The 12,720-nt window shown below is 63.5% G+C and carries 17 protein-coding genes and 2 tRNA genes; 9 read left to right on the top strand and 10 right to left on the bottom strand.

Features of this window, described 5'->3' with window-relative positions:
* The first annotated feature begins 28 nt into the window (after nt 1-28).
* Together KHC23_RS13190 and KHC23_RS13185 are read left to right on the top strand one after the other, a co-directional pair.
* The gene (locus KHC23_RS13190; protein ID WP_213373072.1) at nt 29-511 is read left to right on the top strand and encodes a DUF192 domain-containing protein; all 483 of its coding nucleotides are present in this window, start codon (nt 29-31) and stop codon (nt 509-511) included.
* A gap of 54 nt (nt 512-565) precedes the next feature.
* Entirely contained in the window at nt 566-1,006 is a 441-nt protein-coding gene (locus KHC23_RS13185; RefSeq protein ID WP_213373071.1) for a PPC domain-containing DNA-binding protein, read from the top strand.
* A 48-nt stretch (nt 1,007-1,054) separates the two neighbouring features.
* On the opposite strand, the gene KHC23_RS13180 is transcribed toward KHC23_RS13185, so the two are convergent.
* The 3 genes from KHC23_RS13180 to rpsU all read right to left on the bottom strand — a co-directional run bounded on the left by KHC23_RS13180 (nt 1,055) and on the right by rpsU (nt 1,894).
* Nucleotides 1,055-1,131, bottom strand: a tRNA-Pro gene (locus KHC23_RS13180).
* A gap of 195 nt (nt 1,132-1,326) precedes the next feature.
* A complete protein-coding gene (locus tag KHC23_RS13175; RefSeq protein WP_213373070.1) occupies nt 1,327-1,557 on the bottom strand; it encodes a hypothetical protein in 231 nt (76 codons plus the stop codon).
* A 52-nt stretch (nt 1,558-1,609) separates the two neighbouring features.
* The gene (gene rpsU, locus KHC23_RS13170) at nt 1,610-1,894 is read right to left on the bottom strand and encodes a 30S ribosomal protein S21 (RefSeq protein ID WP_213373069.1); all 285 of its coding nucleotides are present in this window, start codon (nt 1,892-1,894) and stop codon (nt 1,610-1,612) included.
* 420 nt (nt 1,895-2,314) lie between these two features.
* Between rpsU and KHC23_RS13165 the strand changes: the two genes are divergently transcribed.
* The 7 genes from KHC23_RS13165 (at nt 2,315) to KHC23_RS13135 (ending at nt 7,994) form a co-directional block, all read left to right on the top strand.
* On the top strand, nt 2,315-2,620 hold the full coding sequence (locus KHC23_RS13165; RefSeq protein ID WP_213373068.1) for an ETC complex I subunit: 306 nt from the start codon (nt 2,315-2,317) through the stop codon (nt 2,618-2,620).
* A 26-nt stretch (nt 2,621-2,646) separates the two neighbouring features.
* Nucleotides 2,647-2,723 (top strand) — tRNA-Arg (locus KHC23_RS13160).
* A 1,109-nt stretch (nt 2,724-3,832) separates the two neighbouring features.
* Entirely contained in the window at nt 3,833-4,039 is a 207-nt protein-coding gene (locus KHC23_RS24875; protein WP_213373067.1) for a ribbon-helix-helix domain-containing protein, read from the top strand.
* A 2-nt stretch (nt 4,040-4,041) separates the two neighbouring features.
* Nucleotides 4,042-5,454, top strand: coding sequence for a restriction endonuclease (locus KHC23_RS13150; RefSeq protein WP_213373066.1), 1,413 nt, complete (start codon nt 4,042-4,044; stop codon nt 5,452-5,454).
* Entirely contained in the window at nt 5,451-6,551 is a 1,101-nt protein-coding gene (locus tag KHC23_RS13145; RefSeq protein ID WP_213373065.1) for a DNA-methyltransferase, read from the top strand. The genes KHC23_RS13150 and KHC23_RS13145 overlap by 4 nt, the downstream gene beginning before the upstream one ends.
* Nucleotides 6,552-6,553: 2 nt before the next feature.
* On the top strand, nt 6,554-7,555 hold the full coding sequence (locus KHC23_RS13140; protein ID WP_213373064.1) for an HNH endonuclease: 1,002 nt from the start codon (nt 6,554-6,556) through the stop codon (nt 7,553-7,555).
* 226 nt (nt 7,556-7,781) lie between these two features.
* Nucleotides 7,782-7,994: a hypothetical protein gene (locus tag KHC23_RS13135; RefSeq protein ID WP_213373063.1), complete on the top strand. Its 213-nt coding sequence runs from the start codon at nt 7,782-7,784 to the stop codon at nt 7,992-7,994.
* On the opposite strand, the gene KHC23_RS13130 is transcribed toward KHC23_RS13135, so the two are convergent.
* The 7 genes from KHC23_RS13130 to KHC23_RS13100 form a co-directional block, all read right to left on the bottom strand.
* Nucleotides 7,962-8,102, bottom strand: a complete 141-nt coding sequence (locus KHC23_RS13130) for a hypothetical protein (protein WP_213373062.1) — start codon at nt 8,100-8,102, stop codon at nt 7,962-7,964. The two genes, KHC23_RS13135 and KHC23_RS13130, sit on opposite strands and share 33 nt — an antisense overlap.
* Before the next feature lie 641 nt (nt 8,103-8,743).
* Nucleotides 8,744-9,595: a DNA adenine methylase gene (locus KHC23_RS13125; RefSeq protein ID WP_213373061.1), complete on the bottom strand. Its 852-nt coding sequence runs from the start codon at nt 9,593-9,595 to the stop codon at nt 8,744-8,746.
* Nucleotides 9,596-9,805: 210 nt separating this feature from the next.
* Complete coding sequence (locus KHC23_RS13120; protein WP_213373060.1) at nt 9,806-10,027, bottom strand: hypothetical protein; 222 nt, start codon at nt 10,025-10,027, stop codon at nt 9,806-9,808.
* A gap of 7 nt (nt 10,028-10,034) precedes the next feature.
* Nucleotides 10,035-10,382: a hypothetical protein gene (locus tag KHC23_RS13115; RefSeq protein ID WP_213373059.1), complete on the bottom strand. Its 348-nt coding sequence runs from the start codon at nt 10,380-10,382 to the stop codon at nt 10,035-10,037.
* The gene (locus tag KHC23_RS13110; protein WP_213373058.1) at nt 10,382-10,810 is read right to left on the bottom strand and encodes a hypothetical protein; all 429 of its coding nucleotides are present in this window, start codon (nt 10,808-10,810) and stop codon (nt 10,382-10,384) included. Before KHC23_RS13110 ends, KHC23_RS13115 begins: the two co-directional genes overlap by 1 nt.
* A gap of 3 nt (nt 10,811-10,813) precedes the next feature.
* The gene (locus KHC23_RS13105) at nt 10,814-11,968 is read right to left on the bottom strand and encodes a peptidoglycan-binding protein (RefSeq protein ID WP_213373057.1); all 1,155 of its coding nucleotides are present in this window, start codon (nt 11,966-11,968) and stop codon (nt 10,814-10,816) included.
* Nucleotides 11,969-12,166: 198 nt separating this feature from the next.
* On the bottom strand, nt 12,167-12,712 hold the full coding sequence (locus tag KHC23_RS13100; RefSeq protein ID WP_213373056.1) for a DUF2793 domain-containing protein: 546 nt from the start codon (nt 12,710-12,712) through the stop codon (nt 12,167-12,169).
* Between the last annotated feature and the right edge of the window lie 8 nt (nt 12,713-12,720).

Here is a 12,720-nt window from a genome sequence, read left to right as displayed (position 1 = left end):
AGGGAAGGCGTCAAGGCGCCGTTTCAGCATGACACTCGCCATCCGTACAGCCAGCCGGCGTGTTGCCGCGCTGTGGTTGGTTCTCGCGTGCGCCGCCTTGGTGCTGCTCCCGGCGGCCGCCCGCGCGGCAAGCTTCGAGAAGCTGACCGTCGTCACCAAGGCCGGCCCGCTTGGCATCGACATCGAGATGGCGGTGACCCCGGCCGAGCGCTCCAAGGGGCTGATGTACCGGGCCGAACTGGCGCCGAACACCGGGATGCTGTTCGATTTCGGCTTCGAGCAGCCGGTCACCATGTGGATGAAGAACACCTACATTCCGCTGGACATGCTGTTCATCCGCGCCGACGGCCGGGTCGCCAGCATCGCCACCGACACGGTGCCGCTGTCGACCGCGACCATCTCGTCGGGCGTGCCGGTGAAGGCAGTGCTGGAACTGCCGGCCGGTACCGTGCGCGCCCGGGGCATCGCCGTCGGCGACCGCGTCGAGCACCGGCTGTTCGGCGGCGGGTAGGGGAACGCGAGGCGCGCCACGCCGTTGGTGTTGGTACCAACGCAGGAGGCGCCCTTGGCCATCATCAAGAAACTCGCGGATGCCGGCGGATTACGGACCTATGCCGTGATTCTGGAAACCGGCGAGGAGGTGATGCAGTCGCTGCAGGATTTCGCCCGCCGCGAGGGGCTGAGCGCCGCGCATCTGTCCGCCATCGGCGCTTTCAGCCATGGCACGATCAGCTTTTTCGACTGGGAGGCGAAGGAATATCGCGACATACCGGTCAACGAGCAGGTCGAGGTCGCCGCGCTGTCGGGCGACGTGGCGCTGGACCCCGAGGGCGTGTCGGCGGTGCATGTACATGTGGTGCTGGGCCGGCGCGACGGCAGCGCGCTCGCCGGCCACCTCGCCAAGGGCTTCGTGCGCCCGACGCTCGAACTGATCGCGACCGAAGCGCCGGCGCATCTGCACAAGCGGGTCGATCCGGCCAGCGGCCTGGCGCTGATCCGCCGCTAGAGACGTCGATCCCGCCGGGCGGGCTTCTCGCCGTGAGTGGGGTGAGGCTGGTCGGGGCAGCAGGATTCGAACCTGCGACCTGAAGTACCCAAAACTTCCGCGCTACCGGGCTGCGCTATGCCCCGACACCAGGATACGCAGGCGCCCATCGGGGCCTGCGGAACGCCCGGTCAGTGCCGGGCCGCTGTGAGATGGCACAGAAATGTCCTGATCGGCAAGATGCCGCCGATATCGTGAGGCGGTGCGTGGCGCGAGGCCAGGCCCGCACTCCCTCGGCTACACGGGCCCCGCGAGACGGTCGGTGCCCGGATGGATGCCCCTCAGCGGACGGCCGCCGCTTTTCGCTTGGCCGCCGGCGCCGTGCGGGCCGCCGCCGCGCGGTCGGCGGCCTCCTTCGCCAGACGCGCCGCCCGAAGCTGGGCGGTCTTCGCCTCGCGCCGGGCGACTTCCAGCTGAATCGTTTCCATGGCGGCACGCGAGATCGCCTCGGCCTTGCTTTCCGAACGGGTCGGCGAAGGCATGACGGCGGAAGTGGACAGCGATCGGCTCATGGTGGCGATTCCTCTCGAATGTGCTCGGCGCCCTGGCGAAGGGAGCGTGTAATTATTCGGACGACGGTGCCGGCGCCGGCGCGGCGGGCCGGGCGAAGGCGGGCCGTGTGGACGGCTTCTTCTTCGGGGCGGCGATCAGCCCCTCGCGCACCGCCTGCTTGCGCGCCAGCTTGCGGGCGCGGCGAATGGCCTCGCCTTCCTCGCGGTTGCGGCGCTCGGAGGGCTTCTCATAGGCGCGGCGCGACCGCATCTCCCGGAAGATGCCTTCGCGCTGCATCTTCCGCTTCAGAACCTTCAAAGCCTGGTCAACATTATTGTCGCGTACGAGAACGTGCAAATCCTGTCCAATCCTGTCGTTTCATTCCAATGGTAATGAGCGCCGATGCAAACGACGGCGCCTCCCTCATATAGTGCGTCGGACAGGAAAAGTCAGGACCCCCCTCCGTACCCGGCTGATTTTGCTTTCCGCCGGCACCGCAAGGTCGCTGCGCCAACCCTCGGAATGCTCGGAGTGGACCCCTGCGATGCCTTCCCTCTTCCGGCGAATTCTGACGCGGCGCGGATGAATGCGCAGCGGTCGAAAAACTCCACGCAGAGGGCGCGGGAGGCGCGACCGCGATATCGCATCGGCAAGCACCATCGCGGCCATTGCCAGAACGTACCGGCCGCCTTAATCAGGGCGGGCGAGGCGCGCGACACGCCCGGACGCGGCCCCACGGCGCGACGTGGAGGCTTTGAGGCAAGGGAGCGAAGGGAAATGGTGGCACGCATATACAAGCCGACCCGGACCGCCATGCAGTCCGGCAACGCGACGACCAGGCTCTGGGTGCTGGACTATGAGCCCGAGCAGCCTCGCCAGGTCGAGCCGCTGATGGGCTATACCAGTTCCGGCGATATGAAGAGCCAGCTCCGCCTGCATTTCGATACGAAGGAAGAGGCGGTCGCCTATGCCGAGCGGCACGGCATCGCCTATCAGGTGCAGGAGCCGAACGAGCCGAGCCGGCGCCGCATGGCCTATGCCGACAATTTCAGCTTCCGCCGCATCGGGCAGTGGACTCACTGACCTGTCCGGGTGCGGTGTGACGGGCGGGCCGCGTAGCTCAGCTGGATAGAGCAGCCGCCTTCTAAGCGGCAGGTCGCTGGTTCGAGCCCAGCCGCGGTCGCCACCTAACTGACTGTAGTAGCTTGCAAAAGTCGACTTACGAGTGGCCGTGCCTCTGGAACAGAACGAGCACGAAAAGCTCAAAATTCGGTAGTTCGTGACGGAAAGTCCCGAGCTAATCCCGAGCAGAATTCTCGATGATCATCGCCGTTCGATCGTCGGAACGTTCGGGGCCAATACGGTGAGCGCGATTCGCTTCGACCCGCAGGCGGAGCACCGCAGCTTCGGGACCAGGTCACGATGCAGGGCGCCATGATCGACGCCGAGTCGGGTAGCGAGAATCGCCATATCAAGCGTGCGATTGTGCCAGCACGCCAGACACGTCGCTCGGATGCCATAGCCTTGGGCGATGCACTCGCCGACAGTGCCGTTGGATGAGGCCACCCGAGGTCTCTCCGAATGCAACATCCGCGCGACTATTTTCGGCAGTACGCCCGGGTGCACACGCCGCACTCCGCAGCATCTGCTTTCACCAGCCGCAGACCCACTGGTGGCAGATTCGGCGGTGGGTGCGATCCCGTTGCCAGGTCAGGAAAATAGATTCCGCACCTGGCCGCGTATTTCTGCGGCTTGCGATGCCCGCTGGCCGGCCGAGGCAGCGGGCGACTCCAGGCGACATTCCTCGCTCGAAATGTCGGAGCCGGACTTCTCGGCCAGGCGAGCCAGGGCACAATCACCCGTGTCGGCGACAGTAAGAACATGAGAAGTGCACCACGACATGGGGACAATTAGCCAGTCGATCTTCCATCGTAAGCACCCGTCCGCGCGCTCATGGTCGCCATAGGCAGCCGGACGTAGCCCGTTGACACGTTCCTGCGGAGGACCACAGCCGATGGTCCGTGATGGCTTGGCCCACCAGGAGCGCCCTGATAGTCGCCCGCAGATCGCCGTGGCACGCGGCTACTGCCTCATCAACAGGCGCTTCGGTCACCTCGAATTTATCTGCCTGCACGATCCTGGCTGTAATCTCCATGACTCCCTCCATTTATCTGAGGGCATTGATTCCATGAGAACAAAATGAGAACAAGATGGCCGGCCTGCTTGTTGAAAGCGAGCGGCATGACGACATGGCCCTTGTGATAGCGTGGTGAAGAAAACACCGGAGCGAATCACATGGGGCGACCCAGAACAGAGAAGCAGCCAGCGAGACTGACGGTCACCCTGGACGAGCAGGATTACAGCGCAGTCTGCACCTTGGCTGCTCAGAACGACGTCTCCGCTGCCTGGGTTATCCGGCGCGCCGTTCAGCAGTATCTCCATCCCGCCACATCTCAGGCCGAAATGTCTGCGCCGCAAAAGCACACCCGAGGCCAAAGCTAAACATGGCTGTACAGCGTAGCGATTTACCGTTCGGGAGCGAATTTTCGCCTTCTCAGATTGAGCTTCCGCATCTGTTGGAGCTCGTTCAGCAGAATAATGGCAACTGGCGTTCCCTTGAGGCTGCGATCCTGGCGAAGTATTTTTCCGGCCACTCCGCTCGCCCTGGCGGGGGCGAAGGCGAAGGCGGGTCGTATAATCGCGCCAAGCTGGCCAATAACTGCAAACTAGGCCTAATCGCGTACGGTATCATCGACCGGGAAGGCGCCTTCACAGAGGTCGGCGACAAGCTCTATGGTCTCCGTGGTGATGAGGTCGCCCTCTATGAGGAGCTTGGACGTCATATCCTCTTGAACCTCCGCGGCATGACACTCGTTCAATGCCTTCAGGATATGGTGGCGGCTGGCGAAGAAATCACGCTCGACTCGCTTCGCGAGGCCCTGGCTGAACGTGGTGTCCACTTCCCGCGTGGTGGCAAGCACCCGAGCATGATGCGCCTCTGGCTTGCGAAGTCAGGGATCATCGTAGGCTCAAGATGGCAGGTCAATCCGATCCGGCTCCGAGCTGTCCTGGGCGTAGACCCTGCTGATTTTCCGGCCTTGGCCCAGTTTACTCCGCAGCAGCGTTCTTTTTTGCTAGCCTTGGCCAACACCAGCATCACTACCCCCCAGCCTGCGAACGAAATAGCCCGGCTGGCAGCCGCTACCTATGGGGTGCGTTTCCCTGACAAGAGCCTGCCGCAGCAGGTGCTGAACGCACTGAAGAACGCGGGCTATATAGAGGCGACTAAAACCACCACAGGCCGGGGCGCCAAGCCATTCCTGGTTGCCCCGACGCCGAAACTGAAGGCTGAAATCCTGGGGCCTCTGCTTGAACAGTTGAAGGGCCAGGTGGATCCGAAGCTGGTCGATCTGCTGACAAAACCACTCGTCGACATTGTCGAGGAGATCAAATCTCCGCACCGATACACCGCTGGCATGGCGCTCGAGGCCTTGGCTTTCAAGTTGATGCGCAGTCTGGCCATGGACTATGTGGCAACCCGGCTGCGTGCCAGCTCGACTGGCGGTGCCGAGATCGACCTCATCTTCCAATCGTCCCGCCTCGTCTATTCGCGGTGGCAGGTGCAGTGCAAAAACACTGCCCGCGTCGCCCTGGACGACGTGGCCAAGGAGGTGGGCCTGACGCATTTCCTGAAGAGCACCGTTATCGTCATCGTAACGACCGGCGAAGTCGGCTCGGAAGCCAGGCGTTATGCCAACCGCATTATGTCGGATTCCAATTTGGCGATTGTGATGATCGACCGAACCGATCTCGAGGGCATCTCGGCCAATCCGGCATATCTGATCGACGCGTTCCGCCGTGAAGCGGAGCACGCAATGACATTGAAGAAAATCGATCTGGGGGATAGCGGCGAATGAAAAAAACCGCAGAAGCCCGAGCATTCCATAGAACGAAGCTCGGCACGATCTTTCATGCCGACAGTTTGGACGTCATGGCAGCCATGGCGCCTGCCAGCGTCGATCTGATCGTTACCAGCCCACCGTTTGCCCTCACGCGCAAGAAAGAATACGGAAACGAGCAAGAGGATGCGTATCTCCAATGGTTTAAGTCCTTTGCCAAGGAATTTCACCGCATCCTGAAGGACAGTGGTAGCTTCGTCATCGATCTGGGCGGGGCCTGGAAGCCCGGCGCACCTGTCCGCAGCTTGTATCACTTCAAGCTGCTGATCATGCTGTGTGAGGAGTTTGGCTTCCATTTGGCGCAGGAATTCTACTGGTGGAATCCGTCGAAGCTGCCGACCCCTGCGGAATGGGTGAATATTCGCCGCATCCGCGTCAAAGACTCGATCAACACGGTCTGGTGGCTGTCGAAGACAGAATGGCCTCGTGCGAGCAACCGGCGTGTTTTGCAGCCCTACAGCCCGAGCATGCACGCCCTCTTGGCAAACGGCTACAAGGCAAAGCTCCGGCCGTCCGGCCATGACATCAGTTCGAAATTCTCGATCAACAACGGCGCTGCTATCCCGCCGAACCTGTTGGCGATTCCGAACACCGAGAGCAACAGCAATTATATGCGCTATTGCCAGGACAACGGCATCAAGGCACATCCGGCACGTTTTCCGGCCGACTTGCCGGAGTACTTCATCCGGATGCTCACAGATCCGGGCGACGTGGTTCTCGACCCCTTCGGCGGGAGCTGCATCACTGGCGAAGTCGCTGAACGGCTAAAACGTAAATGGGTCTGCGCAGAGATGTCGTTGGAATATCTGGCTGGAGCACTGGGTAGATTCAAGCATCCTGCTAATGAACGAGCCGTCGCCAAAAACGACGATGGCTACTATAAGATTCCTCGACCGAGCTTGCTCTGGAATGGGCCTGATCCTGTACTTCTCGCCAAGGACGGTGGTAAGAAGCGTCCATCTGCCATGTCGAAGGAGAAGTCCACGACGCGGGGCGATTGCGATAGCGACGGAGATCGTACCTATCCTGTTGCTGCTCGATCGCACGAGGACTAACCATGCCTCTCTCATCTCAAAAGGCGGGCCTTCTCTCCCGGTTTGAAGAGGCAATCAGACTGGGCGGCTGGAGTGTCTTGTTTCTTTCCAAACACGAGCATCCAGCACGCTACCGGCTCGTTCGGGGCACCGACACGATGTTGGTGCGTGTGTTCATCTGGCAGATTTCGCATGGTGGCCGAACCAATTTGCCGAACGAATATCGCATCCAGAACACTGGTGTCCCCGAACTTGAGGCTGAGCCGGGATGTCATACTGTCATTCTGGGTTGGTGGCCGGCGATTGACGTATTTGCCGGCTGGGACATCCGCCAGCACATCGGGCCCGTCGCCAACTCGCCCTCTATGCAGATTAACGAAGAGGCGCTCAGGAAAGCCCTGATTACAGGATTCGCGCCGTACAAGAACCAGAAAGGCGAAACAGCCATCGCCATTCGGCCCGACTTTATGGCGACCTACGTCGAGTTTCTCGACGCATTGCACGACAGCGGCCGGATTCCCAAAGAAGCGGCCGTTCTCGCCAAACTCGCCTGCGATCCGGACACGGTTCCCGATGAAGAGATTGAGGAAGCGGTGCCGGGTAAGCGCAAGGTGGCCATCATCACCACCAAACGGAAGCTCCGAGCACTTGATTTCAGCCGGCGAGTTCTCTGCGCGTATGGCCATCAGTGTGCAATGTGCGGAACACAGCTTCGGCTTGTCGACGGAGCGCATATTTTGCCCGTCGAGCACGACGACAGCACCGATCAGACATCGAACGGCGTGGCTCTCTGCGCGCTCCATCACCGCGCTTACGACCGGGGGCTGGTCGCCTTCGACCACCAGTTTAACATCACAATCAATGAGATCATGATAAAACGCCTAAAGACCGATGACCGGATCAGAGGGCTTAAGGCATTCCGAAAGAGTCTCCGACCGATCCTGGTGATACCGGCCGACAAAAAAGACCGGCCCGCAGAGAAGTTTGTAAAAGCAGCGAACGCTCTTCGTGGCTTGGGTGCCTAACGTTTATGAAACCGTGGTCGCGCCGGAAAGTCTGGCAGATCTAGGGGAGAGTGCTCTTCAGGCGCCGCAAGCCCCCTTTGGCCCTGCAACAGACGCAGGCGTTTACCCGTCCGGCGAGCGCGATTTGCCTCCGACCCTGACCCGATCTTGCCACGGTCATGCCCTACGTGGCCTGCCTATGACACCCGTACGCACACCTCCGCCCTCCGCGGAAGCCGTCGCAACGATGGTTGCGGCTTCGGAGAAGATCCTGACAGGCGCCCCCACGCGCATCCAGGCCGCGCGGGACGCGATGAGCGCCATCCGCACGCGCATGGCTGCCGACGGCGCCGAACCCGCCGCGCTGGAGGCGTTAGGCGATCACATCCGCCTGCTCGACACGCACTTGCGCCGACGATGCAAAGCGTTACTGAAGCCCGTGTGCAACGAGATCGAGTAGATAGACGAGATCGGTCCAGCCCTGGACTTCACAGACATAGCACACATCGTCGATGCGCTCGTGCAGCACGCATGGCAGGTTGACCTGCCCTTCATTCGAATCCGGCATTGCCCGCCCCCCACGCCCTGATGCCATCGCAAGCGGTAGTGTTGTGCCAATCACTCACAACCGCAAGGCGGTAAATATGTAATGTTCCGTAAGGTTTTGCGGCGTTCGGCGCTTGGAGGCAAAGTGCCTCGGCTCTCGCTGGCGATGGAGGGCTTACGAGGAAATGCCCTGATGGGCGGCGGCTCGCGGTAGCGCGCGAAATTGCGCGCAAAAGTAGCAGCAGCCGGTATCGTTCCTTAGTATAATATTGTATTCCGAATATTGGAGATGGAGCAAGCCAGCTTAAAATCATTTGTGTTCAAACACGCGAAACGCAGTTGGGTAATGGATCGAACGATGCCGGATTTCATGTGGAGCAACTGGTTCTTGTTTCTCGTCGCGGCGAGCCTGTTCTCAATTCTAATTTATAGAGTTATTTGATAATCGTAATTTTGTTTTTGATTTACGCAATTGCGATAGCGCCTCCTCGTCGCAATGCGGAATTATCAGCGGCAGCGCACCGATGCGGCCATCGGCCCTCATGGCACCCATGCAAAAGGCGCCCCGCCACCCGGAGGGCGGCGGGGCAAGTCAGATCGCTGCGCAGGACCGGGGAAGGGCCCACGCACATGCCGGGACAAGTCCCGGCGGCTATCCGCGCGTCACGCGCGAATGTCGAAGAGCGAGCGTTGGGGCAGGCAATCGGCCGAGCGCGCGTCGCAGATCAGCAGTTCGGCCGCATCTGTCGTGGAAGCGCGCCCGATCGTGTAGCGCAACCGCACCTCTTCCATCGGGAAGGCCGCGAAGATGCGTCGGATCTCCGGCGTATCGTTGATCGACAGCAGGAACCGGCCCTTCAGGCCGCCAAGCTGGGCGGCCATGCGCTCGAACTCGCCGGGCAGGAACACGCCAGCCCCATAATCGTCCTCGCTGCCGTGATAGGGCGGGTCGAGATAGAACAGCACGCCCGGCCGGTCATATCGCTCGATGAACGTGCCATAGGGCAGGTTCTCGATCACCACGCTGGCGAGCCGTTCATTGAGCGCCTCGATCAGCGGGCGCAGCTTCCGCCGGTCAACGGCGCCCGGCTCCCAGGGCGAGACGCCGAATGTCTGCCCCGCCACCTTGCCGCCATAGCTCGCGCGCTGCAGGTAGAGGAAGCGCGCCGCGCGTTCGATATCCGTCAGGCTTCGCGGGTCGGTCGCCTGCAGCACCTCATAGGTCGCCCGGGCGGTCACGAGGAAGCGGAAGGCCCGCTCCAGTTCCTCGGCATGGCGCTGCACCACCCGGAACAGGTTCACGACCTCTCCTGAGATGTCGTTGATGGTCTCGGCCGACGGCCGGCGGTCGCGGCGCAGGAATATGCCGCCCATGCCGACAAAGGGCTCGGCATAGCTGCGGTGAGGAATGGCGCCGATCCTCTCGATGATGAGAGGGGCCAGGCGCTTCTTTCCGCCGATATAGGCGGCAATCGGCCGCGCGGGGCGCACGGGCCGCAGATGGGTCGTCTCCATGATTTGGTAATCCGCGATGGGGCAAACTCCGCCCGCGCGCCGGCTGCGCTCGGCGGGTAGCCTTTTCGCTTAACGAGGCTGCGCGGGTCTTCTGCCAAGACTGGGCCCGCGGCGGAGGGGCGTTGACGCGCCCCGATGCCCCGCCGATCACCCGGCGGAGCAAGGAGCACCAGGCCGCGCCGTCAAGGGCGGCGGGCCGGGCATGGATGGTCAGACGTTCGTGCTGTCGTCGATTTCACCCGGCCGCCACGTCGAGCGGGGCAGGGGCGGGGCCTCGTGCAGCCCCTTGCGCGCCTCATAGGCGGCGCGGATCAGGAAGGCCGCGAGCGCCTCGATCTGCTCGATCGAGCCATGGACGCGGTTATGCCGCTTCTGCAACAGCAGGACGCCGAGCTGTCGGTCGAACACGATGCGTTCGTGATCCTCACACATCGGCCCCTCACTTTGCCGGCGGCCAGAATCCCGGCGGCGCGCCGTCGCGCCAGATCTTCACCCAGCGGATGGCCGCTTCGCACAGCGACATGCCGGTGAGCCCCAGCACGAAGCCGACCATGCCCTCGATCGAAGCGGCGGGAACCTCCGGTGCCTCAAGCCAGCGCGCCGCGAAATGCGCGCCGATGGGCGTGCCGTAGCCGGCGACGACTGTGCCGACCAGAGCCGTGCAGATGTGGCGGACAAGAGAGCCGCCCGGTCGGGTGAGCGAGCGCGCCAGCCCGCCCAGAAAGCCGGCGGCGAGATGGGCAAGCTTGAGCCCCATGATGGCGGGATCGGGCGGGATGTCAGCCATCAGCGCCCCCCGAGTTTGCGCACGGCAAGTGCGCCGGCATCGCCGATGATGATTGCCGGGATGAGCACGAGGGCCATGTCATTGACGGCCGTCGGTACGGCCTGCACGACGAAGGTAGTCCCGAGATTCGGGTTAATGATGCTCACCAGGTAGATGAGCGCCCAATGGATGCCCCAGGGCGTCACGATCAGCCAGCGGCCGATCCGGGTCGCGGACCAGCGGTCGGCCGATTCCGCGAGTGCTATATCGCGCGCACCCTTGCGTGCCTCCACCTCGGCGCGGATGACCTCCTTTGTCACCTCAGTCTGCAACCGCTCGCGCTCGGTTTGCGCATCGGCCCGCTTGTCGAGCGTGTCGAGGACCCGGCTCACCATCCCGCTGGAGGCAAAGGACAGCAGCCAGGCGCCCAGCTTCAGCAAAATCCCCATGGTTCACGCCCCCGTGTCGCGGCCGAGCCGCACCGCCCGCACCGTCTGGTCGACGGCGCTGCGCGAGCGCAGCCAGAGCACCAGCGAGATGACGATCACCGCGGTGAAGAACAGCCACGGGCCGGCGGACAGAAGGTCTTCCTTGATCGGCGACAGCGCTGACAGGGCGTCGCCGGATTGCTGCCAGGCCCCGTAGATCGCCATGGCGATGGCGCCAAGCGCCGCCTGCACCTTCGCCCACCAGCCGCCCTTGAGCGCTGCCCGGGCCGCCGGAGGCAGCCGGCCGGCCGCGGCGAGACTCGATGCGGTCGCGCTCTCGCGTTCGGCTGCCAGATGCCGGGTCGGCACGCCATGGGCGAGGATGAAGGCGCGCGTCTCCGGGTTCATCTCGCCCGTCGCCGGCAGGCCGTTGTCGGTCTGGAAGGCGAAAAGCCCCGCCCGCGTGCGGGTGCCCATCTTGCCGTCGACAAAGCCGACCTCGGTATAGAGCGCATCATGCAACTGCTGCTGCAGCGCGCGGATCTCGTACTCGGTCATTGCGGCCCCGGCGGCCGGGGCAGATGCAGGGGGCGCCTTTGTGGGCCTGGGCGTCGGTACTGGGGCGGCAGAGGTCAGCGCAGCCGCAAGGGCGGCACGGGCATCGACGCGGCGGGCGCTCCCCCAGTCTGGCGTCATCCTCGCCGTGATGCGGGTGTATTCGGTGATCTTGCCGTCATTCGACCATTTGCCGTCGAAGAAGAGGTCGCGCTCTTTCTCCCGTCGCGGGACGATCTCCGCCGGCTTGCGCCAGTCCATGAAGGCCTTGCGCGCACCGGCGATGTCGCCGGCGAGCCATTTCTTCACCCAGCTCGCGCGGGCGATGGCGCCGGTGTTGTAGTGGAAGGACAGTGCGGCGGTGAACTGCGCCTGCGTCAGCGTCCGGGAGCCAAACGCCTTGCGCACCGCCGGCGCGTATTTGTTCTCCAGCAACCAGGCGAAGACGGCGAGGCAATGCTCCAGCGGCTGCGGCTTGCCGATATAGCGGTCGACATCGTGGCCGCTCGCGCTGGTGACGCCGATCGACCACGTCGCAATGCCCTTGCTGTCCTTATAGGTCTGGCGCACCAGCCCCTCATGCGACGCGACTTCAAGCGCCACATCGTCGTCGACGCGGTTCATGGTCTCTCTCCGATGTCGGGATATGAAAAAGCCGCCCGTAGGCGGCTGGGGAATACGGCGGCGCAGGCGGGACAGATATTTTCCCCCTCACATGTCTGGGCTATAGGAGCCCGTCCGACCGGCTCCGCCCGGGTCCGGGTCGGACTGCCGGGCGCGATTGCGGGCGCGCCCGGTAAGTTTCCAACGGCGGCGCTTCGATCAGCCGGGGAACGCCGCCCAGCCGGCATCGAACACGTAGAGGCCCGCGCCGCCGACATAGGCCAGCCAGCCGACGCCGGGCATGGTGAACTGCCACCCGGCGCCGGTCCATTGCGCCAGATTGCCGGCCTTGCCGGCCCAGGCGCCGGTGGGCGCCGCGCCGAGCGCGTACATGTCGCCCGCCACGGGCGCTCCAGGCGGCGCGTTGCCAACCGCCTGCACCCGATAGCAGGGCAGTGCGGCCTCGATGATGCCGGCCTTGGCGACCAGCGCCCGGACCTGCGTCGCCATATAGGCCGCCGTGAAGCGCTGCGGCGCGTCATAGCGGATGACATAGGCGGCATCGGCCTGTGCCGCTCCGCTCCACGGCGCTGCCAGGGTGAGGCTCGTGTAGGGGCTCGCCGGCGCGGCCGCCACCGTGACCCGCTGTCCCACCAGTTCCAGCGTGTCGCCGGCGAGAACGTCACTCCAGACCACGCCGGCGCCGGTCACGGTTGTGCCGGCGGGTGACACCGAGACGGTGCCCGCATAGTAGAATTCAGCCATGTGGGGGA

Origin of the sequence: Ancylobacter dichloromethanicus (assembly GCF_018390645.1) — a bacterium.
Classification (GTDB): Bacteria; Pseudomonadota; Alphaproteobacteria; order Rhizobiales; family Xanthobacteraceae; genus Ancylobacter; species Ancylobacter dichloromethanicus.
The sequence above is the reverse complement of the archived record's forward strand: the minus strand, read 5'-3'. Positions and strand labels throughout refer to the sequence as shown.

What these genes read in the sequence shown, in the direction of transcription:
- KHC23_RS13190 (WP_213373072.1), top strand. Translation starts at nt 29, where the DNA reads ATGACACTCGCCATCCGTACAGCCAGCCGGCGTGTTGCCGCGCTGTGG.
- KHC23_RS13175 (WP_213373070.1), bottom strand. Translation starts at nt 1,557, where the DNA reads ATGAGCCGATCGCTGTCCACTTCCGCCGTCATGCCTTCGCCGACCCGT.
- KHC23_RS13165 (WP_213373068.1), top strand. Translation starts at nt 2,315, where the DNA reads ATGGTGGCACGCATATACAAGCCGACCCGGACCGCCATGCAGTCCGGC.
- KHC23_RS24875 (WP_213373067.1), top strand. Translation starts at nt 3,833, where the DNA reads ATGGGGCGACCCAGAACAGAGAAGCAGCCAGCGAGACTGACGGTCACC.
- KHC23_RS13150 (WP_213373066.1), top strand. Translation starts at nt 4,042, where the DNA reads ATGGCTGTACAGCGTAGCGATTTACCGTTCGGGAGCGAATTTTCGCCT.
- KHC23_RS13145 (WP_213373065.1), top strand. Translation starts at nt 5,451, where the DNA reads ATGAAAAAAACCGCAGAAGCCCGAGCATTCCATAGAACGAAGCTCGGC.
- KHC23_RS13140 (WP_213373064.1), top strand. Translation starts at nt 6,554, where the DNA reads ATGCCTCTCTCATCTCAAAAGGCGGGCCTTCTCTCCCGGTTTGAAGAG.
- KHC23_RS13135 (WP_213373063.1), top strand. Translation starts at nt 7,782, where the DNA reads ATGGTTGCGGCTTCGGAGAAGATCCTGACAGGCGCCCCCACGCGCATC.
- KHC23_RS13130 (WP_213373062.1), bottom strand. Translation starts at nt 8,102, where the DNA reads ATGCCGGATTCGAATGAAGGGCAGGTCAACCTGCCATGCGTGCTGCAC.
- KHC23_RS13125 (WP_213373061.1), bottom strand. Translation starts at nt 9,595, where the DNA reads ATGGAGACGACCCATCTGCGGCCCGTGCGCCCCGCGCGGCCGATTGCC.
- KHC23_RS13120 (WP_213373060.1), bottom strand. Translation starts at nt 10,027, where the DNA reads ATGTGTGAGGATCACGAACGCATCGTGTTCGACCGACAGCTCGGCGTC.
- KHC23_RS13115 (WP_213373059.1), bottom strand. Translation starts at nt 10,382, where the DNA reads ATGGCTGACATCCCGCCCGATCCCGCCATCATGGGGCTCAAGCTTGCC.
- KHC23_RS13110 (WP_213373058.1), bottom strand. Translation starts at nt 10,810, where the DNA reads ATGGGGATTTTGCTGAAGCTGGGCGCCTGGCTGCTGTCCTTTGCCTCC.
- KHC23_RS13105 (WP_213373057.1), bottom strand. Translation starts at nt 11,968, where the DNA reads ATGAACCGCGTCGACGACGATGTGGCGCTTGAAGTCGCGTCGCATGAG.
- KHC23_RS13100 (WP_213373056.1), bottom strand. Translation starts at nt 12,712, where the DNA reads ATGGCTGAATTCTACTATGCGGGCACCGTCTCGGTGTCACCCGCCGGC.